This is a genomic window from Nostoc sp. LPT, assembly GCF_017115165.1.
Classification (GTDB): domain Bacteria; phylum Cyanobacteriota; class Cyanobacteriia; order Cyanobacteriales; family Nostocaceae; genus Nostoc.
This window is the reverse complement of the sequence record NZ_JABXKF010000064.1, coordinates 1-20,916: the sequence shown is the minus strand read 5'-3', so window position 1 is coordinate 20,916 and position 20,916 is coordinate 1. Positions and strand designations below refer to the sequence as shown.

At 41.7% G+C, this 20,916-nt stretch carries 24 protein-coding genes and 5 pseudogenes; 14 read left to right on the top strand and 15 right to left on the bottom strand.

Annotation, left to right across the window (positions count from 1 at the left end; genetic code table 11):
- Window positions 1-11: 11 nt before the first annotated feature.
- Window positions 12-254, bottom strand: coding sequence for a DUF3134 domain-containing protein (locus tag HWQ58_RS14805; RefSeq protein WP_292863631.1), 243 nt, complete (start codon window positions 252-254; stop codon window positions 12-14).
- Between the two features lie 244 nt (window positions 255-498).
- Between HWQ58_RS14805 and HWQ58_RS14800 the strand changes: the two genes are divergently transcribed.
- The 5 genes and pseudogenes from HWQ58_RS14800 to HWQ58_RS14780 all read left to right on the top strand — a co-directional run.
- Window positions 499-1,083, top strand: coding sequence for a PAP/fibrillin family protein (locus HWQ58_RS14800; RefSeq protein ID WP_292863629.1), 585 nt, complete (start codon window positions 499-501; stop codon window positions 1,081-1,083).
- A gap of 276 nt (window positions 1,084-1,359) precedes the next feature.
- Window positions 1,360-1,575: a photosystem I reaction center subunit IV gene (locus HWQ58_RS14795; protein ID WP_094349537.1), complete on the top strand. Its 216-nt coding sequence runs from the start codon at window positions 1,360-1,362 to the stop codon at window positions 1,573-1,575.
- Window positions 1,576-1,827: 252 nt separating this feature from the next.
- Window positions 1,828-2,694, top strand: coding sequence for a DNA-formamidopyrimidine glycosylase (locus tag HWQ58_RS14790; RefSeq protein ID WP_292863627.1), 867 nt, complete (start codon window positions 1,828-1,830; stop codon window positions 2,692-2,694).
- Between the two features lie 111 nt (window positions 2,695-2,805).
- Entirely contained in the window at window positions 2,806-3,021 is a 216-nt protein-coding gene (locus HWQ58_RS14785; RefSeq protein ID WP_292776191.1) for an NAD(P)H-quinone oxidoreductase subunit O, read from the top strand.
- 56 nt (window positions 3,022-3,077) lie between these two features.
- A pseudogene (locus HWQ58_RS14780) lies at window positions 3,078-3,581 on the top strand (hypothetical protein); the annotation flags it as partial.
- 173 nt (window positions 3,582-3,754) lie between these two features.
- On the opposite strand, the gene HWQ58_RS14775 reads toward HWQ58_RS14780, so the two are convergent.
- Window positions 3,755-4,087, bottom strand: coding sequence for a translation initiation factor (locus HWQ58_RS14775; RefSeq protein WP_292863624.1), 333 nt, complete (start codon window positions 4,085-4,087; stop codon window positions 3,755-3,757).
- Between the two features lie 95 nt (window positions 4,088-4,182).
- Window positions 4,183-4,665 (bottom strand): hypothetical protein, encoded by a 483-nt coding sequence (locus HWQ58_RS14770; protein WP_292863621.1) that lies wholly within the window; start codon window positions 4,663-4,665, stop codon window positions 4,183-4,185.
- Window positions 4,666-4,995: 330 nt separating this feature from the next.
- On the opposite strand from HWQ58_RS14770, the gene HWQ58_RS14765 reads away from it, so the two are divergent.
- The 3 genes and pseudogenes from HWQ58_RS14765 (at window position 4,996) to HWQ58_RS14755 (ending at window position 7,208) form a co-directional block, all read left to right on the top strand.
- Window positions 4,996-5,649 carry a hypothetical protein gene (locus tag HWQ58_RS14765; protein ID WP_292863618.1) on the top strand — a complete coding sequence of 218 codons (654 nt, stop codon included), beginning with the start codon at window positions 4,996-4,998 and terminating at the stop codon, window positions 5,647-5,649.
- Window positions 5,650-5,688: 39 nt separating this feature from the next.
- Window positions 5,689-6,162, top strand: a pseudogene (locus HWQ58_RS14760) (hypothetical protein); the annotation flags it as partial.
- A complete protein-coding gene (locus tag HWQ58_RS14755) occupies window positions 6,162-7,208 on the top strand; it encodes a DUF1802 domain-containing protein (protein ID WP_366837971.1) in 1,047 nt (348 codons plus the stop codon). The pseudogene HWQ58_RS14760 and the gene HWQ58_RS14755, both read left to right, overlap by 1 nt.
- A 165-nt stretch (window positions 7,209-7,373) precedes the next feature.
- Here HWQ58_RS14755 and HWQ58_RS14750 read toward each other — a convergent pair.
- From HWQ58_RS14750 to HWQ58_RS14730, 5 genes and pseudogenes are all read right to left on the bottom strand, one after another.
- Window positions 7,374-7,733: pseudogene (locus HWQ58_RS14750) on the bottom strand (aspartyl protease).
- Window positions 7,730-8,047: a hypothetical protein gene (locus tag HWQ58_RS14745; protein WP_292863615.1), complete on the bottom strand. Its 318-nt coding sequence runs from the start codon at window positions 8,045-8,047 to the stop codon at window positions 7,730-7,732. Before HWQ58_RS14745 ends, HWQ58_RS14750 begins: the two are co-directional and overlap by 4 nt.
- Before the next feature lie 84 nt (window positions 8,048-8,131).
- Window positions 8,132-8,398: a type II toxin-antitoxin system ParD family antitoxin gene (locus HWQ58_RS14740; RefSeq protein WP_292863612.1), complete on the bottom strand. Its 267-nt coding sequence runs from the start codon at window positions 8,396-8,398 to the stop codon at window positions 8,132-8,134.
- Window positions 8,399-8,614: 216 nt separating this feature from the next.
- On the bottom strand, window positions 8,615-8,893 hold the full coding sequence (locus HWQ58_RS14735; RefSeq protein ID WP_292863609.1) for an aspartyl protease: 279 nt from the start codon (window positions 8,891-8,893) through the stop codon (window positions 8,615-8,617).
- Window positions 8,890-9,188: pseudogene (locus tag HWQ58_RS14730) on the bottom strand (hypothetical protein). The gene HWQ58_RS14735 and the pseudogene HWQ58_RS14730 overlap by 4 nt, the downstream one beginning before the upstream one ends.
- Before the next feature lie 272 nt (window positions 9,189-9,460).
- On the opposite strand from HWQ58_RS14730, the gene HWQ58_RS14725 reads away from it, so the two are divergent.
- Window positions 9,461-10,120 carry a Nif11-like leader peptide family natural product precursor gene (locus HWQ58_RS14725; RefSeq protein WP_292863606.1) on the top strand — a complete coding sequence of 220 codons (660 nt, stop codon included), beginning with the start codon at window positions 9,461-9,463 and terminating at the stop codon, window positions 10,118-10,120.
- Window positions 10,121-10,316: 196 nt separating this feature from the next.
- Here the strand turns inward: HWQ58_RS14725 and HWQ58_RS14720 are convergent, their stop codons facing one another.
- From HWQ58_RS14720 to HWQ58_RS14710, 3 genes are all read right to left on the bottom strand, one after another.
- Window positions 10,317-11,903, bottom strand: coding sequence for a glucose-6-phosphate isomerase (locus tag HWQ58_RS14720; protein WP_292863603.1), 1,587 nt, complete (start codon window positions 11,901-11,903; stop codon window positions 10,317-10,319).
- A 112-nt stretch (window positions 11,904-12,015) separates the two neighbouring features.
- A complete protein-coding gene (locus HWQ58_RS14715) occupies window positions 12,016-12,273 on the bottom strand; it encodes a cytotoxic translational repressor of toxin-antitoxin stability system (RefSeq protein WP_099102182.1) in 258 nt (85 codons plus the stop codon).
- Between the two features lie 345 nt (window positions 12,274-12,618).
- The gene (locus tag HWQ58_RS14710) at window positions 12,619-12,816 is read right to left on the bottom strand and encodes a hypothetical protein (protein WP_104907481.1); all 198 of its coding nucleotides are present in this window, start codon (window positions 12,814-12,816) and stop codon (window positions 12,619-12,621) included.
- Between the two features lie 253 nt (window positions 12,817-13,069).
- Between HWQ58_RS14710 and HWQ58_RS14705 the strand changes: the two genes are divergently transcribed.
- The 3 genes from HWQ58_RS14705 to HWQ58_RS14695 all read left to right on the top strand — a co-directional run bounded on the left by HWQ58_RS14705 (window position 13,070) and on the right by HWQ58_RS14695 (window position 15,380).
- Window positions 13,070-14,203: a branched-chain amino acid ABC transporter permease gene (locus HWQ58_RS14705; protein WP_292863600.1), complete on the top strand. Its 1,134-nt coding sequence runs from the start codon at window positions 13,070-13,072 to the stop codon at window positions 14,201-14,203.
- Window positions 14,193-14,975, top strand: a complete 783-nt coding sequence (locus HWQ58_RS14700) for an ABC transporter ATP-binding protein (RefSeq protein WP_292863597.1) — start codon at window positions 14,193-14,195, stop codon at window positions 14,973-14,975. The genes HWQ58_RS14705 and HWQ58_RS14700 overlap by 11 nt, the downstream gene beginning before the upstream one ends.
- Window positions 14,976-15,050: 75 nt before the next feature.
- Window positions 15,051-15,380, top strand: coding sequence for a Uma2 family endonuclease (locus HWQ58_RS14695; RefSeq protein ID WP_292863594.1), 330 nt, complete (start codon window positions 15,051-15,053; stop codon window positions 15,378-15,380).
- Between the two features lie 83 nt (window positions 15,381-15,463).
- Here the strand turns inward: HWQ58_RS14695 and HWQ58_RS14690 are convergent, their stop codons facing one another.
- From HWQ58_RS14690 to glpX, 4 genes are all read right to left on the bottom strand, one after another.
- Window positions 15,464-16,054: a Uma2 family endonuclease gene (locus HWQ58_RS14690; protein WP_292863591.1), complete on the bottom strand. Its 591-nt coding sequence runs from the start codon at window positions 16,052-16,054 to the stop codon at window positions 15,464-15,466.
- A 220-nt stretch (window positions 16,055-16,274) separates the two neighbouring features.
- Window positions 16,275-16,859, bottom strand: coding sequence for a metalloregulator ArsR/SmtB family transcription factor (locus HWQ58_RS14685; protein ID WP_292863588.1), 585 nt, complete (start codon window positions 16,857-16,859; stop codon window positions 16,275-16,277).
- A gap of 109 nt (window positions 16,860-16,968) precedes the next feature.
- On the bottom strand, window positions 16,969-18,255 hold the full coding sequence (locus tag HWQ58_RS14680; protein ID WP_292863585.1) for a glutamyl-tRNA reductase: 1,287 nt from the start codon (window positions 18,253-18,255) through the stop codon (window positions 16,969-16,971).
- Between the two features lie 239 nt (window positions 18,256-18,494).
- Complete coding sequence (gene glpX, locus HWQ58_RS14675) at window positions 18,495-19,532, bottom strand: class II fructose-bisphosphatase (RefSeq protein ID WP_292863582.1); 1,038 nt, start codon at window positions 19,530-19,532, stop codon at window positions 18,495-18,497.
- Window positions 19,533-19,979: 447 nt separating this feature from the next.
- Here glpX and HWQ58_RS14670 point away from each other — a divergent pair, with 447 nt between their 5' ends.
- Window positions 19,980-20,279 carry a transposase gene (locus HWQ58_RS14670; protein ID WP_292863579.1) on the top strand — a complete coding sequence of 100 codons (300 nt, stop codon included), beginning with the start codon at window positions 19,980-19,982 and terminating at the stop codon, window positions 20,277-20,279.
- Window positions 20,215-20,696 (top strand): annotated as a pseudogene (locus HWQ58_RS14665) (DUF981 domain-containing protein). The gene HWQ58_RS14670 and the pseudogene HWQ58_RS14665 overlap by 65 nt, the downstream one beginning before the upstream one ends.
- Window positions 20,697-20,916: the final 220 nt, after the last annotated feature.

Genomic DNA, 20,916 nt, shown 5'->3' with positions numbered 1-20,916 from the left:
GCCTGAAAAGGCTAATTCTCAGCGATTCCTATATCATCATCATCATCATCATCGAGGTCGTAGCCAATTCCATCTTCTACACCCATTAAGGAGTCTATTCCTTCTTCGTCAGCTTGAAAATCCGGTTCGTGAACGTCACGCGCGATGATGCGACCGTTGTTTTGTAACCAATCCAACAAAGAAGACTCTGGCTTTAGGGGGATGACATCGGCTCGCTGGTTACGGGGTTCTTCACGTAATGGAGAGTTCAACATATCGAGTGAGGACAAGAAAAGGTTTACGTAAGTTGACATTTAGAGTCTATCACTTGACACGGATTAATTTAGTTATCTTTTCAACCCTTTAGTTGATAAATCCGCATTCAGATAGAAATTTTTTTATTTAATAAGCATAAGGCTTAAGTCAAGCGATTCTTAGTAATTTTTATGGCTCTACATATATGTCATGAATATCTTGTTTATGCTGATGGAAAGTGAATGATTTTTGAGGTGACAGGCGATGATGCCAAAAGCGGCTCTTATGGATGCGATCGCACTTACTAATCGCGGTCTACTGGCGACCGAAGAACAGAAACAGGCTATCTTAATCGCGATCGCCAACTTAGAAGACTTTAATCCTACACCCCGTCCGGTGGAAGCTAGTAATTTGCTAGATGGCAATTGGCGATTACTATACACCACTAGCAAGTCTCTTTTAAACTTAGATCGTTTACCTTTATGCAAACTAGGTCAAATCTATCAGTGTATCCGGGTAGAGACAACCAGTGTTTACAACATAGCTGAGATTTATGGCTTACCTTATTTAGAAGGGTTAGTCAGCGTTGCTGCTAAATTTGAGCCAGTTTCAGGTCGACGTGTCCAAGTGAAATTTGAGCGTTCTATTATCGGCTTACAACGTTTAATAGAATACAATTCTCCGGTAACTTTTATCCAACAAATTGAAGCAGGTAGAAAATTTCCCGGAATTGATGTTGCTATAAACAGTGACAAACAGCAAGGCTGGTTAGATATCACTTATATAGATAACGACCTGCGGATCGGCAGAGGTAATGAGGGAAGTGTGTTTGTCTTAACTAAAACATAAGCTTCTACAAAATAACTGTTTGCGAACGAAGGTACACTATAACATGTGCCTTGTCAAGGAGAATCTAATACAGTTTTAAATTCGGCTTTGGGAGATAAGGGAGAAAGAATAACTAATATTCAATGCTCACTCCATTTCCCATTCCCTATTCCCCATTCCCCACTCCCCAATTTAGACAAATAACTTAACAAAGACTCTTGCTGCGACCTTGAGGTTGTAGAGTGAAATCAATTAGCCCTCTAGATTGGCGATTGATAACTAAAAGGGAAAATAATCATGGTTCAACGTGGTTCTAAAGTACGTATTCTCCGCCCTGAATCCTACTGGTTTCAGGATCTAGGAACTGTGGCTTCCATCGACCAAAGCGGCATCAAATACCCAGTAATTGTCCGCTTTGAAAAGGTAAATTACTCTGGTATCAATACCAACAACTTTGCCCAAGATGAATTAGTCGAGGTTGAAGCACCAAAGGCTAAAGCACCGAAAAAATAGCTGCAAAGCTAGAAGGGGGTTGTTTGATGCGATGATGAAGGGTAGTCTTAAAGTCTGAAGTATGAAGTCTGAAATTTTCAGTTCATTCATTCTTTGTCCTAGCCTACCCTAATCTCCGAGAGCCGCCCTGCGGGTATTTACGGTTTCTTTTGGGTAGTAATACGAGTCATATACGGCTATGTAAGTTACTACTCCATCTCTTCTTCCTCGATTCCTCAAATAAATCACAATTGCCTGGTTAACTCAGCTTGAATGCCCGAACTGCCTGAAGTTGAAACAGTCCGAAGAGGTCTAAATCAATTGACCCTCAACCAAGAAATCACGGGAGGAGATGTGTTGCTTGATCGCACCATCGCCTACCCGTTTTCTGTTGGTGAGTTTGTTGGTGGAATTGAAAAATATGCGATCGCTACTTGGCATCGTCGCGGTAAATATCTCCTGGCCGAACTCTCCTCATCTTCCCCTTCATCAACCAGTTGGCTAGGGGTTCATCTGCGAATGACCGGTCAATTACTATGGCTGCATCGAGATGAACCATTACACAAGCACACGCGGGTTAGATTATTCTTTGGAGAACAGCAGGAATTACGCTTTGTCGATCAGCGTACCTTCGGTAAAATATGGTGGGTTCCGCCTGGTGTTGCTGTAGAAAGTATTATGACTGGTTTGGCAAAACTGGCAGCAGATCCATTTTCACCCGAATTCACTGTTGAATATCTAACAAGCAAACTCCAAAACCGCCGCCGTTCAATTAAGACTGCGCTACTAGATCAATCGGTGGTGGCGGGATTAGGTAACATTTATGCCGATGAAGCCCTGTTTAAGAGTGGAATTTTACCTAAAACTTTGTGTATAGATTTGCAGCTAAAGCAAATTGAGCGTTTGCGAATAGCCATCATTCAAGTGTTAGAAACTAGCATTGAGGCTGGTGGTACAACATTTAGTAATTTCTTAAATGTCAAAGGTACTAACGGCAATTATGGTGGTGTAGCCTGGGTTTACAACCGCGCTGGAGAACCCTGTCGAATTTGTGGTACATCAATTCAACGGATTAGGTTAGCTGGGCGATCTAGTCATTTTTGCTCCGAGTGTCAAACGTTACGAGGAGTTAGGAATTAAGAGTAGAGATGCGATTAATCACGTCTCTACAGGAGTTAAAAGTTTTTACTTCTAACTCGGAACTCTTTTAAAATGCAGGTGAAAGACGTTATAAATTTGAGAGAGGAAATCATGGCAGTCAAAAAAGGAGATATGGTTCGCGCTGTGCGCGAAAAACTAGAAAACAGTCTGGAGGCTAAAGCCAGTGATCCTCGCTTTCCTTCTTATTTGTTTGAAACCAAGGGCGAAATTGTAGATATTAAAGGTGATTACGCCCTGATAAAGTTTGGGAAAGTGCCAACACCTAATATTTGGTTACGTGTGGATCAACTCGAAGAGTTTAAATAATAAAAAATAATTCAGGAGTCAGAATTCAGAATTCAGCATTTATTCGGACTCCTGAGATTACCGCCGGACTTCCCCGCAAACCAGGGATGAGTCGGGATAATTCGCTGAAAACCAATGCCAAGATTGTAGTGGAAGCGGCAAAAAATGCGTAGGCGTAGCCCGTCGTAGACATCGCTCATTCTCCCAATGCTATTTTTATTGTCGTCACCAATCCGTTGGATGTGATAACTTATTTAGCTTGGCAAGCAACAGGTTTACCACGCGATCGCATTATGGGTATGCCTGGTGTGTTAGATTCCGCCCGTTTTGAAACCTTCATTGCCCTAGAATTGGGCGTTTTACCCGCTTATGTCAAAGCAATGGTATTGGGTAGCCACGGCGATTTAATGGTTCCCTTGTCTGGTTATGCTACCGTTAACGGCATTCCTATCACTGAATTGCTGGATACAACCACGATTGAACGTTTGGTAGAAAGAACTCGCAACGGTGGCGCTGCTCGAGCTGTGCGTCAAAATATTGAGCGATCGCAGGAAATTTTGAGTAACAAAATAATTTCGTAATTTGTAAAAATAGCAGCAAAAAAAGGCAGTAGGTTTTAATCCCGCTGCCTTTTTTTATCACCCTATAAATCAAATCTGTAAATTCCTCTCAAAACCTCTTCCCTTCTAAAAAAGAGGCTTTGAATTGTCTCCATTTTCTGGTAGAGAAGAAGGCTGGGAGGTTAGGTTTTGCGTTAACGGCGGAAATCCTGATCTGCGGGGTCGCCGTAGGGGTCTTCGCTGGCTGGGCGGACGTCACCATACTCCCCTGTGTCTGCGGGGTCGCCGTAGGGATCTTCGCTAGCTGGGCGAACATTGCCGTAAGACGAGATATCTGCGGGGTCGCCGTAGGGGTCTTCACTAGCTGGGCGAACATTGCCGTAAGACGAGATATCTGCGGGGTCGCCGTAGGGATCTTCGCTGGCTGGACGTACATTGCGATCGCGGAATTCGGCATCTTGATCGGCTTGCTCGCCGTTCGACCCCAAAAGCAACTCCTTCGCCTTTCGGAAAAATTCATCTACCATAATCTGTCTCCTGATTTAAGTTCGTGTTTCCGACGTGCGCGATCGGCGTTATCCTCCGGGAAACCCGCTTTCTTATTTACACACGCTTCGCTGATCTAGAGTGCCGGTGCTGCGGATGAAGTTATACCAGAGAGATCGCGACCTGTGGTACTCCGATTATAGCCTTGGAATTCCCGATACTTTTGTGCTTCAGATTCTGGTACTCGAATTCCTTCTGCTGGTGCTGTTACCCAGTGAGCACGGTGTTCAGCATCACGGTAGTATACACGCCCGTTCTTAGAAAGATAGTATTTACCTTGCGCTCCTTCTTGTGAAGCATTCTTATGTTGGTTGTAGAGGTAATAAAGTCCTGCCGCACCTGCCAAAAGAGCCACTTTTTGTCCTGTACCCAATCCCTTCTTCGCTTCCGTTTGGCGATCGCTCACTGTTCTACCGGCGGTATCATCAACAGGTGGTGGAACTGAAGCGTTTTTAGAACCGCCTCCGCAGCTACTCAGCAAGGGCACCATTAGCAATGCCGAAAGCAGCACTGCAAATAAACGCGAAACTATTTTACGTTCTTTATATATTGTGTTCATTGGATTTCATTCTCACCTGTATTTGCTAAAAGCCTTGCTGTTGCAAAAACAAAGTTGGAATTCCTGTTATTTCGCTGGGAATTGAAAAAACATACACCACTAAATTTACAACTGCACAGCTACAGCGTTTCTCTGTCATGATCGTCGATTTTCTCAAGCATTACATCCCGCCTTTGAGAGAAACTGCATTCATCCTAAGGAAATATATTGTTGATTTTTTATAAATCTATTTAGCTGAAATATTCAGCAATTTCTCGGTTATTTTTTCTATGTAAATAATTTACAAAGATACAGTTACTATGATGCTTTTTGTCAAAAAATACACTCAATATGACATCAAAAAATACTAGCACTCGTCTTCTTTTGGCTTTGTGGGATTTGGGAGGAACGCAGCAGGAAGTTAAGAAGGGTCAACTCACTAAGCGAATTGTAGCCAAAAGCCAGAAGGTGGCAGATTATCAGGGCATATTCGAGGAATTACAGAAGCAGGGTGCGATCGCAATTTCTAAAAAGGGATATTCTCTGACATCTGGCAAGGGTTTAGAGGTATTGGGTGAGGGTTTGAGAAGGGGCGATTTTAAGTTTGAAGGGACGATTGTTGGTACTTGGGCGGCGAATGCGTTGTTGCGGTGGATTAGTCAGATTGATGTTGTGGTAACTGGTGCAGATGTACTGGTTAATGTTAATGGGAAGGGTGCGATCGCATCTTATGACGAGTTTAAGTCAGTGGCGTTGGAAGTCTACGACAAGCTGAACTATGAGTACAACTTTAATAATCTAGTGCCAATTTATCGCATTAGAAGAGGAATTGGCGATCGCGTGAGTCGTACAGAGTTTAATGATTGGCTGCTGGAAACACAAGCTAACGATATTTTGCAACTACAGGGCGGAACTGTAGAAGATAACGCACCTGACAAAATAGAAGATTCCATCACCACGGTATTAGATGGATTACGCTGCTACGCCAAGCTTCTCCAAGCCTAAACTTCCTTGCACTCCTCACTAAATGAATTTCACAATACTATGATTGCCACTACATCTACCATTGATGAACTAATTACAAATCAAAATCCCTTTGCAGGACATATTGTTGTCAGACCCCAACAGATATGGGGAAAAAGTTATCCCGATGTTCCCTCAATTAATTCTCAAGCTTCTAATGCAGTATTTGATGCGGTTGAACAAATTCGTAAAGGGAAACGTGAAACAGTAGGTATCACAATAACGGCTGAAAAGGGGTTAGGTAAAAGTCATCTTATCAGCCGTGTTCGCCATCGCTTAGAAACAGAAGGTGATGCCTTATTTATTTATATGGGTAAGTATGACAGTCTCAATCAGATCAAATATCAATTCCTGCAAGCCGTTGCTTCTAGCCTTAGAGCCTTTGGTGGTCAACAAGTAATGCAGTGGCAAGAAATAGCTGCTGCTTTAATTAATGAAGCTAAAAATTGTAACTATACACCACAACAGTACATTAGTAATATTTACCCCAATTGGTGCTAGGAAAATTTGTTAGTTTACCTAATTCTCTAACGGCTTCTGAAGAAAAGCCAGTATTAAACGATCGCACCTTCGCCCAACGCAAACGCCAATTAGAAAAACTAGAACCCCCACTGCATCCTGAACTGGAAGAATTGCAGAGTGCGATCGCATCCCTAACCATTAGCCAACCAGCAGCTAAACAATTAGACGAAGACATCAAAGTATTTTTAGGTTGGAATAGTGACAAGCTAATTAAGCAAGCCGATCCGAATTTAGCTTGGATAAATGATATTGCTAAATTGGGCGATCGCAGCATAGAAAAAGATGAGGGTAAAAGCAACTACCAAGCTGGTACAGACTTTGAAAATATTGCACGCCGTAGCCTTGATTTTTTAGAATTTAAGGTTGAAGAAAACTACAAAGGCGGTGCAGGTGGCTTAGACTTATTTTGCTCACAACCTTATCCTCTTGTTTGCGAATGTAAAGCAGGTAAAAGCATTCCCGATCGTGCCGTAGAAGAATTAGATAGGATTGGTAAAAGGCATCTTAAAGAAAATTATCTTCAAGCCATGCGGTTAATTATTGGCCCAGGTAAACCCACTAAAAATCTGAAAGAATCTGCCGAAATTTCTAAAATCAGTATTATAAATGTAATGACTCTACAAAAGCTAGTTGAATTTAAAGCAAGATATCCAGGTGCTATTAATTTAGTCGAATTACAGCAATATCTACAACCTGGGCAAATTGACTATAAAATTGATGAATATATTGATAAAGCGGAGAGAGAGATTAAGTTGCGATCGCAGATTATCACAGCAGTCAAAGAACTTTCTGAACAAGACAACGAAACTTCAAAAGCTATACATCCAAGTTTCACAGTTACAGAAATTCGTGTTCATTACAATGCTACTCATAATCCGCGACTAAATGATGAAGCAGTTCATGATTTACTGATAGAACTTTCCTCACCCTTAACAGGCTATTTAGGGCGAATTAAAAGTAGTGATTGGAATAGCGATCGCTTTTACTTTCTCCGAGATTTACCTATTAACCAAAGATAGCGAAATATGTTTATTTTCTTACCTCTGCGTTCTCTGCGCCTTGGTGGTTCGTTTAAAAATAACTGAAGTGCGTAGGCGTAGCCAGCACTTTTCTACGAGACGCTGCGCGTAGCTTGCTTCCACGAAGTAGTACGGCAAGCTCAGTGACCATCGTAGGCATCGCAGTTAACCCAAAGTTAATATACCAGCATGATAATTAACTACCAACGGCAGAATTTTTAGCCACTCTGAACCTAATAAAACTTCTATAATTTCGTCCCCTCAAAAACTGGAATCTCATACTCCTGTCCATTCAATTTCACCTTACCTAAATACAAATCAAAAATTTTTTCCCTGTGCTGTTCGTAGTTCTTGACCACGAATAAATTGCCAGTCCAGACCATCTAAATCTTGTTTATTAATAGCTAAAAAGCCTGTGAAACCAGTATCTAACATAGCATCCACAGGCAGATTTAATCTATTAGATGTAATCAAATCAATTTCAAAAAATAGCTGCCCATTGCTACCAAAAGACCCCTGTATCATATTGTGCCAGTGGCTCCAGTCTCATTCAAACAAAACATACAATGTACAGCATTTGGGTATTTCTCACGTGCTTTCTGACTAGTTACTTCTATATCTTCATCAATGAAATAATCTCCACTATCTGGCTCCACAGCAATATACCAGCCATAGTGTTCTTTTATCAAATCGGAATGCACACGTTCAAAAATTGCTCGACAACGCCGATAAAATACTTCATCTTCAGCTTTACGTCTAGCAAGTTCTTCGGGTGCTAAAATGCGTTCTGGAAAGATTCTACCTCGACGTACAGGTTGTTTTGCGGTTGATTCAGTCATAGTAATTAACCCTATTTATTAATAATGCCTTAACTTTATTTTACAGGAAGATAAAGGTGACTTTTGGAGAGATAATATGTTGCTTCATCCTTGTAATTCTCTCGCCTGACGGAGTTTTTCTCGCAATTGTTCAACTACAATTCCTCCATCAATACCTTCCCCTCTATCCAGTTGCTCAATAGCAACCTCAACTTTTTCGCGTATTTTTTCAACCCACTGCTGATAACCTTTTTCCCACTCTAATAGCAACTTCAATGCTTTACTAATAACTTCTTCGGGATTCGCATATCTACCTGTAGCAATTTGCGCTTGGATAATTTGCTCTAATTCAGGTTTAATTTGGATATCCATGATTTATATTCGTGTTTATTGACAGCTTTAACCTGATTGTAACAATATTTAAAATTAAATAATTTGAATAGCGATCGCTTTTACTTTCTCCGCGATTTACCTATTAACTAAAGATAGCAAAATATATTTCTTTTCTTACCTTTACGTTCTCTGCACTTCTGTGGTTTGTTAAAAATAACTGAAGTGCGTAGGCGTAGGCAGCCGTAGGTATTGCAGTTAACCAAAACTTAATATACCAGCCTGATAATTCACCATCAACGGCAGAATTTTTAGCCACTCTGAACCTAAAAAAACCTCAGTAATTTCATCAGTTATTAACTCAATTTCAAAAAATAGTTGCCCTTTTTCCCAAAATTTACCCTGAATCATATTAGCCAAAAAGCCTGTGAAACCAGTATCTAACATGGCATCCACAGGCAAGTTTAATCCATCAGATGTAATCAAATCAATTTCAAAAAAGAGTTGCCCGCTATCCCCAAACTTACCCTCAATCATATTGTGCCAGTTGTTCCCCTCTCATTTAGGCAGAATACACAATGTCTACTATTTGGGTATTTTTCAAGGGATTTTTTATGAGCTTGCATTTTATTCGCATCAATTAAGTAATCACCACTATTTGGCTCTACCGCAATATACCAGCCGTAGTGTTCCTTAATCCAAAGATTACCTGGCAACGCCGATAAAATACTTCATCTTCAGCTTTGCGTCTAGCAAGTTCTTCGGGTGGTAAAGTCTGTTTTGGAAAAATTCTACCCCGACGTGCAGGTTGTTTTGCTGTTGATTCACTCATAGCATTAATCCTACTTAGGGTCTGCTGCCTTAACTTTATTTTATGGGAAGCAATAAAAAGCGATCGCACAACCCACCGCAGGTATCGCTATTTACCTCGGTATATATAATTCATAGTGATAAACTTTACAGAAAATTCATACTTAGCTACCGTGTAACTTCATTTACATAAGATAGGAGTTTAGTACTGTCGAAGAAACACATTATACTTACTACACTGGTGTTCATTAATCATAAACCTCTACCAAGTTTAGAACTTAGGCGAGATGACCCATGTACTATCAAATTTGGAATTTCTTTCTTAAAGAAGATAAATACATTTATTGGAAAGAAAAAATAAAAGTTAACAATAACTTTGACAAAGTTACATGGCAAAAGATTATTGATTTCTTGTCACTAGTAGAGCAAACTTTCCAGTTGAAAAGTCAACTGGCACAAACCGATAGCCTTGAGCCGTTTCTCAAGTTAGCAAGAGAAAACGGTTACAATTTGACCGCAGAAGAACTTGCCTGGTTTCTAGTTACGAGAAGACAGATTTGGGATCTTTTTGATATTGCCCAAAAAACGCCATCTCTCAAAGAAGAATTGCTAATAGCAAAAGATCCACAGCAGTTTATAGATATCGCTACCGAAAATGGCTATTACTTTTCTGTAGATGAGTTAGCTTGGCTGTTAATTGACATCAAATCATCATCAAATTTAGTATCTATTAACAACAGTGGTGGAGAGATTCTGACGGTATCAAGCTACGGCAGAATTGAAACAGGATACTGGATTTGGCTAGCAGAACACTGGGGAATTGTGCCGCCATTTTGTCATCGGGATAAACCTAGCACTTTCTTGTGTCAAAATCTCAACAATCCTTTTTTACCCGATCGCTGTTTTTTACCCAAGAGTTACTTTAATCAACGCCTTATGGCAATTCATAATTAAAATAAGTCGTAATTAGGCAAAGGAAGAGAAGAAAGCAATACTTAACCAAACAGTATTGAGTGATGAAACTTAATTACGAATTATACAGTGAAGCATCCTAAATAGAAGATATATCTTCTATTTAGGATGCTTCACAATAAAAAATTGTTGCTGAGACAACAATTATGGACAAAATGTGATATTTAGACTAGAGTTATCAGCTAGCAGAAACAGTCAAAGTACCGGGTTTGTGAAGATCGCCTTGCAAAACTACACCCCGTTGATTGGCATGGATGTGACGCAAAATCTTGTAAATTGCCTCAACTTGGTCTGATGCGCCTGCCTTATCGGCGAGTTCGTCAATAGTAAGGGGAGTTTTTTCTTTTTGTAGCACTGCTACTACTCGTGTTTGTAAATCGAGAATGGAGGCGGCAGCTTTTTTGCCAGCTTCTACACCTGGTTGATGATAGGCGTTGACGTTGACCAAACTACCATATAAACCAACAGCACGCTCATACAAAGCAATTAATGCCCCTACAATTCGGGGATTAACTTGAGGAATCGTGACTGTAATCGAATCGCGGTGATTTTCATAAAGCGCTTGTCGGGTTCCTTGGAGAAAACCGGAAAGATAATCGCCTGATGTAACTCCTGGATTTATTTCAGTCGATGGGCCTTGACGATCTTCTAACACTTCGATGAAGGTAGCAAAGAAGTTCGCTACACCCTCGCGTAACTGCTGGACGTAAGCATGTTGATCTGTTGAGCCTTTGTTGCCATAAACGGCGATACCTTGATGGACAACGTTGCCGTCTAAGTCTTTTTCCTTGCCCAAGGATTCCATCACCAGCTGTTGTAAATAGCGACTGAATAAAAATAAGCTGTCCTTGTAAGGTAGAACAACCATATCTTTTTCACCCTTTCCATTGCCTGCAAAGTACCAAGACAAAGCGAGCAAGGCTGCTGGGTTATTTTTCACATCTGGGACGCGGGTAGCGTCATCCATTTCTTTGGCACCATCTAGCATAGCGCGAACATCAATGCCCTGTAATGCTGCTGGTACTAGCCCCACAGCAGACATTTCTGAGGTGCGTCCTCCTACCCAGTCATACATCGGAAATCTGGCCAGCCAGCCTTCATCTTTGGCTAGTTTATCGAGGTTGCTATCAACGCTAGTAATAGCTACCGCATACTGGGCAAATTCCAAATTGTGTCCGGCGTAGGCTTTTTTAACTTCAATCATGCCGTTGCGGGGTTCCGGTGTTCCCCCAGATTTGGAAATCACCAATACCAAAGTGCTGGCGAGGCTATTTCGTAGATAATTGATAACGCGATCAATACCTGCGGGATCGTTGTTATCGATAAAATGAATTTTCAGGGGCGGGAAATCAGGAGCGAGAGCTTCCGCGACGAATTGGGGGCCGAGAGCGGAACCACCAATGCCGATGGAGATAATATCCGTGAAGCGGCTTGCTCTGGGAGGATGAATAGCACCTGTTTGGACTTTTTCCGCAAAGGCTTCGATTTGTTCTAGAGTTTGGACTATTTCTTGTGTAAGTTCTGGAGCTGGCGCTAAATCAGGATTTCGCAGCCAGTAGTGTCCAACCATGCGGTTCTCGTCAGGATTTGCGATCGCACCCTTCTCTAGTTGAGCCATATCCGCAAACGCCTTGTCAAACTTCGGCTGCAACGATTCCACAAAGGCATCATCGAACCGTATCCGACTCACGTCTAAGTACAGTCCCAATCCCTCGTGGAAATATAACCAGTTTTGGTATCGTTGCCAAAGTGCCCTAGCATCCATAGGGAAATCTCAAATAAAGTGTTTTTCAAAAACCAGTTTAATGTAAGGTTATAGCGATCCCTGCCTAGCCTTATACAGTTTACAGTTTTAAGTGTTCCCTTGACTCTTCACTTTAAACATCTGGCATAGGGATGACACGCAAAAATTTCACAATTTCACCCCGAATTTCTATACCAATCAGATAATTGTCTAGGGTGAAGCGGTGAAAAATGCCTTCACTATCAAGCTGTCGCAGTTCTTTTAAATCAGTCAGTTGCCACTTTTGGGCTAACTCAATAAAAACAAAATCATGCACCCGCTCGTAGGCGGCAGGTTCTAAATTCTTCAGGTCTAGCAAAAAAGACCTGGCATAGCGCATTTCCAGACTCACTGGGCGTTACCTTCACCAAAACTTGAGGGGCCACTGGCACTAGTGCCGCAAGGCGGAAGTCAAAAGGAGCCAGTGCGTTGGGGAGACAGCGCCGTGGGCGGGTTTCCCGACTTGAGGCGACTGTCGTCGACTCTGCCGACTTGAAGCAACTGGCGTTCAAAAGTCAAAAGTCAAACAGGTATACAGCATAAGCGTTTTATTGATTTGGAATGGTGAGGCAGTCCGGTCTTGGGGGTTCCCCCCATGAGGAACTGCCGTTAGCGCAGCGTTAGCGAGCCTGCGAGCGTCACCCGAAGGGGTGGTTTATTTACGCGCCCGTTGTACTAGCTCAAAAGCGCTGCTGAATCAGAAAAACATCAACAGTCTTACCGCTTCTTCATGGGTTAAGATATCCCACGGTTGCTGCGATCGCTTGACTTTTTGTATGGCTTTAAGCATATAAAAGTCATAATGTAAAGCTTCGAGAACGTTCCAAATGTCTTGCAAATCGTCATCGCCTAACTGCTCGATTAAGTGATGCATTCTAAGTCGCAGCAAATTCATACGTCAATTATTCCCTACCACTAAACACCAACAATAAATAGTATTCCCATAAAATTAGCTCCGCTCAAGCTACGCTAAAATTTATTCGCCCAGAGAAGAGGCAGAGGGGCAGGGAGCAATCAATTCAAAATTCAAAATTCAAAATTCAAAATTAAAGAACTTCTGCCTTGTGCCTCCTGCCTTCTCTTTCCCCATGCCCAATGCCCAATGCCCAATCCCCAATTCCCAATTCCCAATTCCCAAATAATTTAATATGGTTGACTATCTAATTTTCTTGGCAATTTCTACAGCACTTTTTGCTCTATTCGCACTAGGACTGAATTTACAGTGGGGCTTTACGGGGTTAATTAACTTTGGTCATATTGCTTTCATGACTCTGGGAGCATATACAACGGTATTATTAAGCTTAAAGGGCGTACCCCTACTGGTATCGGCACTGGCTGGGGCAATTGTCGCTGCCTTGTTGGGTTTGATAATTGGTTTTGTAACTCTCCGCTTACGAGAAGATTATCTAGGAATTGTCACCATTGGTACGGGCGAATTAATTCGTTTGGTGGTAAATAATCAGGAATTGCCTGTGGGTGACACCTGGATTTCTGGGGCGTTTGGTGTACAAAGTTATCCCATACCCCTATCCACAGAGCCAACTTTGTTTGTCAGATTAGTAATGATTGGGCTTTTAACGCTGCTGGCTGCCGTAACTTTCTTTACGTTGTGGCAATGGATTCGTACCACTCAAATATCTCGGACTACTGATTTAGGTAAAAGGACAACTAGCCAGCAAGAATTTGCATCGCGCTTGGGTGTGGGAGTTGTGTTAGCAATTTTGGCGGCAGCGATTTATATTTCTGGGGTAATCGGACTGTATAACTACAACCCAAAAGCGGGTTTAATGCTGGTGTTACTGCTGGTTTTAGCATTTGTATACTGGCGGTTAGAAATTTTGGTGCGATCGCCTTGGGGTAGAATTCTCAAAGCCATCCGCGAAGATGAAGAAATTCCCAAGGCATTGGGAAAAAATGTCTTTTGGTATAAATTACAATCTCTCATGTTAGGAGGTGCGATCGCGGGTATCGCTGGTGCTTTCTTCGCTTGGCAACTCAGCGCCATTTACCCTGATAATTTCCAACCCCAGATCACTTTTGACACCTGGATTATGGTGATTTTAGGCGGTTCTGGGAAAAATGTCGGCACAATAGTAGGCGCGGTAATTTTCTTTGCTTACGATGCGCTAACGCGAGAAGTCTTACCCAGAATCGTTTCCCTTGATGAAGCACGTTTGGGCGCATTTCGCATCATGGTAATCGGATTAATTTTGATGGTACTGATGATTTGGCGTCCTCAAGGTATCTTAGGGAAAAAGGAGGAACTCACCCTTGGTAAATAACTATTCATCCCCGCTTCCCCTTTTGGTAGCCACTGGACTTTCTAAAAGCTTTGGTGGTGTCAAAGCAGTTAATGAGGCGAAAATCGAAGTTCCTAAAGGCAGTATTACGGGCTTGATTGGCCCCAATGGTGCTGGTAAAACTACTTTATTTAATTTACTCTCGAACTTCATCCGCCCCGATAAGGGACGAGTAATTTTTGACGGCGAACCGATTCACAATTTGCAACCATATCAAATCGCCCAGCAGGGGGTAATCCGCACCTTTCAGGTTGCACGGACTCTCTCGCGGTTGTCGGTGTTAGAAAATATGCTGCTGGCGGCGCAAAAACAAACGGGCGAAAATTTTTGGCAGATGCAGTTGCAACCGCACGTTGTCGCTAAGGAAGAAAAGCAACTCGAAGAACGGGCAATGTTTTTATTAGAATCAGTGGGCTTGGCCAAAAAAGCACACGATTATGCTGGTGGTTTGTCTGGTGGACAACGCAAGCTGCTGGAAATGGGGCGGGCGCTGATGACTAACCCCAAATTAATTTTGTTGGATGAACCGGCAGCTGGGGTGAATCCGAAACTGATTGATGATATTTGCGATCGCATTATCACTTGGAATCGTCAAGATGGCATGACCTTTTTGATTATCGAACACAATATGGATGTAGTTATGTCCTTGTGCGATCGTGTTTGGGTACTTGCTGAAGGACAGAATTTAGCTGACGGTACGCCAGCAGAAATTCAAACTAATCCCAAAGTTTTAGAAGCTTATTTGGGAAAATAGAGTGCGATTAGCTTTCTGTTTATGCAATATATTTAATGATCGGACTTTGGACAGATACAAATCTTAAAGCACCCGATGTTTCCTTTGATTCGCGCTTCCCGACTTCTCCAAAGTCCTCGTTACTTTGGAGAACTTGTTCCTGACTTGGTGGTAGAAATTAAATCTCAGAGTGATAAAATTAAACTTATAGTAGCCAAAATTCTGAAATTTATAGAACTAGGAGCGATCGTTGGCATTCTGATTGATCCTGATGAAGAGACAGTTACAATTTATCGCTCTACAAACGAATCTATAGTTTTAGAAAATGGCGATATTTTAACGATACCAGAACTTTTTCACGGTTGGGAATTGCCGATTACTGAATTGTGGCCTCCTATCTTTACCGAGGAAGAAACACAAATTTAGTGAATGACTTTGGTAGCGATTGAATCCCATTATTACTATTACGAATTACATTGACGAATCCACAAACGTCATTAAAAATTATTTTAATCTTCGTTATTTTCTGCAAAATTGACTTGCTCGTAAAGGTCGCGCAATTCAATTTGAAAATCAACCGTTTCCAGTGATAAAGTTGCAGATTCATGTTCAAGTTCAGTAAATAACCATTGACTTTCCGCAGTTTTTACATATTGCATCACATGATACTGATATTGGTCAATTAAAATATATTCTTTGAATTCTGGAATAGAGCGATAATAAAGAAACTTATCGCCTTGGTCATAATTTTTAGTCGATTTAGATAAAACTTCAGCAATTAATATCGGATTCATAACGGTTGTTGTGCTGGTTCCTGTATAAATAGGTTGTCCCTCAATCACCATCACATCGGGATATGTATGCTGCCGATAACGGGGTATCCACAAACGCACATCACCAATATAAACATCATAATTCTTGCCTCTTAAACCAAACTTCAAATAGGCATAAAAGTTGCCTGCAATTTTATTATGATTTGTAGTGCCACCCGTCATCGGTACAATTTCTCCATCGCGATATTCGCTTTTATATTCTGCTTTTTCTTCAAGTTCTAAATACTCTTCAGGTGTGTAATATAATTTTTGTGTTTCTAACTGCATAAATATACGACTTATAATTGTGCTTTGTGAAAATTTTTGTTGATTCTTATCCCTGTGTTCTCTGCGTCTCTGTGGTTCGATTAAAAACCAATTTTCACAACTCAGATAGGATTGTTATAGATGATAAGCTAATCCTCATTCATTTTTCCAGAAGGATTCCTTTGTAATAAGCGGTTCCAGATTTGCTTTTATGCAACTTAAATACATTCATCTTTCATATCTATGTTGTACGCCAATAAACCCCATTTTCTCGCTGCATTAACTGGCAAGCAATCAACTCTCGTCGCAAAGTCGCACAGTCAATATGGTAGCGTTTGAGAGTATCATTTACCAAGCGTTCAGGGTAGTTGACTCCTACATCAAACTGGTTTGCTAACCACTTAAGAATAACTAGACGCTTTTTCCGACTAGCAGGAATTTCTTTGAGGCGTTGGACGGAGTCCTTGTCGGAGACATCGCCCTCGAAATAGTTTTTCAACACTTTACTTTCCCAAGCCTCAGTATCCACATCCTCAATCAAGGATGCTATTTTCTCAGGTGTAAAAATTTCCTTGCTAATGCTTTGCAAAGCCTCACTATCCAACTGATACAGACGGCTATTGCCTTCAGGGCGCATTGTCACCAAATTTAGCTCCTTAAGTTTCGCTAAATGATGCGATACCGTCGGTTCCTTGAGTTGCAGTAGCACCGCTAATTCTTCGACGCTGCATTCCTGATTCGCCAGGATACCTACAATCTTCAATCGGCTATCATCCGCTAATGCCTTGAAAAAGCGGAGTAAAATGTTAAATTGCTCTGGTTGCATAACTAACTTCTAATTAGATAAATGTCTAATTAGAAGTATATCTAATTTCAAACCGATTGGCTCAGAACCCCAACTTCTCTACCAAAAGTCAGGGTTATTGTTGTTTAATTTAACTAAACTGTTCCTCTGCATCGAGGTTGAAAAGCATTTGCAGAGTTTGCATACAGCGCCTTCTGGCTTCCACATCCTGCTGCGATCGCAATTGCACCATCGGGTCATGTAAAATTTTATTGACAATTCCCCGTGTTAATGCTTCAATTACTTCTTGATGTTTTTCCGCAAATTCCGAACCCAATCTCGACAAAGCTTTTTCTAATTCTTGTTCGCGGATGGTTTCGACTTTATTTCGCAGACAGCTAATAGTAGTAACAGTTTCCAGAGAGCGCCACCAAATATCAAAGGCTTCTACTTCTTCTTCTAAAAGTCGCTCGGCTTCCTGTGCAATCTTGCGACGGCTTTCGTAGTTTTGCGCTACTACTGCCTTCAAATCATCCACATTAAACGCCTGCACATTTTCCAATTCATTTACATCTGCATGAACATTACGCGGCACAGAAATATCAAATAACATTAAAGAGCGCTGAACTTCTAAAACCATTTCCAATTTGGCACGGTCAAGTATTGGCTCTATTGCTGAAGTACTTGTAAACACCAAATCACTATCGGCAATTACGCTCATCATTTCCGATAATGGATGAATTTTGATCGGTTGTTGAGGGAACAGCTTTGCTAATTCTTGGGCACGATCGCGAGAGCGATTTACAATACTAATTTCCACAGCACCTTTAGAAAGTAGGTGTTGTACCAGCAGCCGCGACATTTTACCAGCGCCGAGAATTACCACTCGGCAAGCTGCTAAATTTGCCACTTTTAGCTGCGCTAACTCTACAGCAGCCGAACTGATAGAGACAGCGCCAGTACCAATACTAGTTTCAGTGCGAACCCGCTTCCCAGCTGTCAGTGCTTGTTTAAATAATCGATTCAAAATGGTTTTTATACCGTTATATTGCTGTCCCAGTTTGTGAGTAGTCTTCACCTGAGCCAGAATTTGACCTTCTCCGAGTACCAGACTATCTAAACCACCTGCTACCCGCATCACGTGCATCACTGCATCATGATGTAGCAGCATAAATAAGTGTTGTCGCAGAGAAAATACGGGCAATTTACTGTATTCTGCAAGAAACTGCGTTACTTCCCGAATACCTTGGTCTGCTTCACTGGCAACAATGTAAATTTCCAGGCGGTTACAAGTGCTAAGAATTGCAACTTCGTCAATATGGGGATAGCTGGCCAGTTGAGCGATCGCACTTTCAATTTGTGGTTCTGGAATGCTCAGTTTTTCCCGGACTTCTACTGGGGCTGTTTTATGGCTTAACCCCACCACTGCTATATTCATTTGCTAAATCGTAGTTACTAATTGGTAGTTGCAATCGGGCATTGAGTGAGAATTAGGAGATGGAGAATTATTGTTTATTGGTTAATAGGTTTTCCAACCAACAAACAATAACTAATCACTAAATACTAACTACTAACTAGTGTAAGGATGAAACATTTGGGTGAATATTTTTCCATTTTATAGAAAGATTTATTTCCAAATGCTTTATCTTTACTTTTACATTCCCCATTCCCTAAAAATTAGTTCAGTTGGAGAACTTTTGGTTCACCAAACAAGTGAATTGTGTCAACAAATCGAGCAGTTTTCGACTGGTTGGAAATAACCAAGCTTTGAGTTCTTGCCCCGTCCTTGAAGAAACGTACACCTTGCATGAGATTACCACTGGTAATGCCGCTAGCAGCAAACAGAATAGTTTTACCAGATGCTAGTTCATGAGCATCATAGACCTTATCGGGGTCATTGATATTCATAGACTTTAAGCGATCGATATTGGCTTCTCTGCTTTCTCCAATCAGACCTGTTTTTACGACTGCGGGATCGTAAATCAGTTGACCTTGGAAATGTCCACCCAAAGCACGCATTGCTGCTGCCGAGATTACACCTTCAGGAGCCGCACCGATACCCATCAGTGCGTGGATATTAGTTCCAGCAAAACCACAGCTTATAGCTGCACCCACATCACCATCTGAAATTAGGGCGACTCTCGCTCCAGCATCACGGATTTCTTTAATTAAATCGTTATGGCGTTCGCGCTTCATGACTACTACTACAAGTTCATCAATACCCCGGTCTAAAACCTCAGAGAGAATCTTTAGGTTTTCCGTGGCTGACTTGTTGATGTCTACCTTGCCCTTAGCTGCGGGAGGTGCTGCTAACTTCTTCATGTAAAAGTCAGGAGCAGCAAATAATCCACCCTTTTCAGAAATTGCCAACACAGCCATCGAGCCAGGTTGTCCATAAGCTACCAAGTTCGTACCTTCACAAGGATCGACGGCGATGTCAATTTCGATTAATTCATCAGGGTTACAGAGAGCTTCGGCATTTGGTTGGGTACAGATACCAACTTCTTCCCCGATATATAACATCGGCGCGTCGTCGCGTTCACCTTCCCCAATCACAATGCGACCGCGCATATAGATTTTATTCATCCGCTCCCGCATAGCTTCCACAGCTACCTGGTCAGCGATGTTTTTTTCGCCTTTACCCATCCACTTTGCGGATGCGATCGCGGCTTGCTCTACTACTTCAATAATCTCTAACCCAAGTGTATTTTCCACAGAGTCTGCCCTCTCAACTGCTTGAATTTCTGCCGCTTTATCTGGCTATTTCAGTCTTTAAGTCTACCAAAGGGCGGTTACGAAATTTCGATTACAAATGTTAACGAAGTGTCAACTTCATATTTATTGATACTATTCTCAATAATTTTCATTATTTAAGGAGGATTTAGGAGGATCTACAATGTAATTGGTTTTGTAGAGAGATGTGTGTACACTGAAGATGTTTTATACACATAAAAAGTAAAGACTGTTGGAGGCGTTGTGTAGTATTAAGTTTTAACAAAGTTTAGGGGTTTAATTCCCCAGCAAGACAGGCAGCACGTTTTGTGTCGGGGTAAAATCCCCGTTACAAAACGTAATTGCGTTAGCGAGTCCGCGTTCGCTTTTAGCGTCTCGTAAAGAGCGTCATTGCGAATTGCGAATTGCGAATTGTTTAAGAATGGTGTTATGAGTCGCCAACCGAGAAATTTTCAACCAGGATTCTCTTACCACGTTACTACTCGCTGCAACAACCGCGAGTTTAACCTGCAAGAACGAAAATGTCGCGAGGTCTTTTTATATGCTATCAAAAAGGCTTTGGACAAATATGGTTTTAAGCTTTATGCTTTGTGCATTCTGTCAAATCACGTACACTATCTCATAGAACCAGTTGCCCATCAAGACTTGCCCAAAATCATGCATAGTGTTTATCGACTACATCACCCTCATGTTAATCAACATGGTAGCTGGGTTATTTCTACTGGCTGACTATGTATATCGTGGTATGGATAGTTCTAATCAAAGACAGTGGATTCTCGGCTTTGGAATTACGGGTGCGATCGCACTCACAACTGGTTTACACATGAGCTTCACCTGGCCAGTAATCGGTAACTTTAATATTGCCTTCGGTGAAACAAGTGTCTTATTTGGAATCTTGTTTATTGCAGCGGCGATCGCACTTGCTCAAGGTTGGGATTTATTCACAATAGCAGTTTACGGCTTCTTTGCTGGTGTAGTTGCGATCGTAGTGGGTATCCGCATCATCAACTTGAATTTGACAAAGCAACCGCTTTTATCGGGAATCGGCTTTATTTTAACTCTCTAATTTGGGCATTGACCGGATATTTAGCTTACTGGAGTCATTTAGAGGGTTTCCAAAAGTGGGTTCCAGCGCCGATGCGGTAAGCAATAGACCTATTGCAAAAGTCTCTAATACACCCCACCCCTAACCCCTCCCCGCAAGCCTACGGTGTACACACAAGTCTGAAGTTATTCAAGAATCTGGGTTTTACCCCACCCTAACCACTGCTTGAATTCAATGAACGACCACCCGAATTCAATGAACGACCACCCGAATTCAATAAACGACCACCCGAATTCAATAAACGACCACCCGAATTCAATA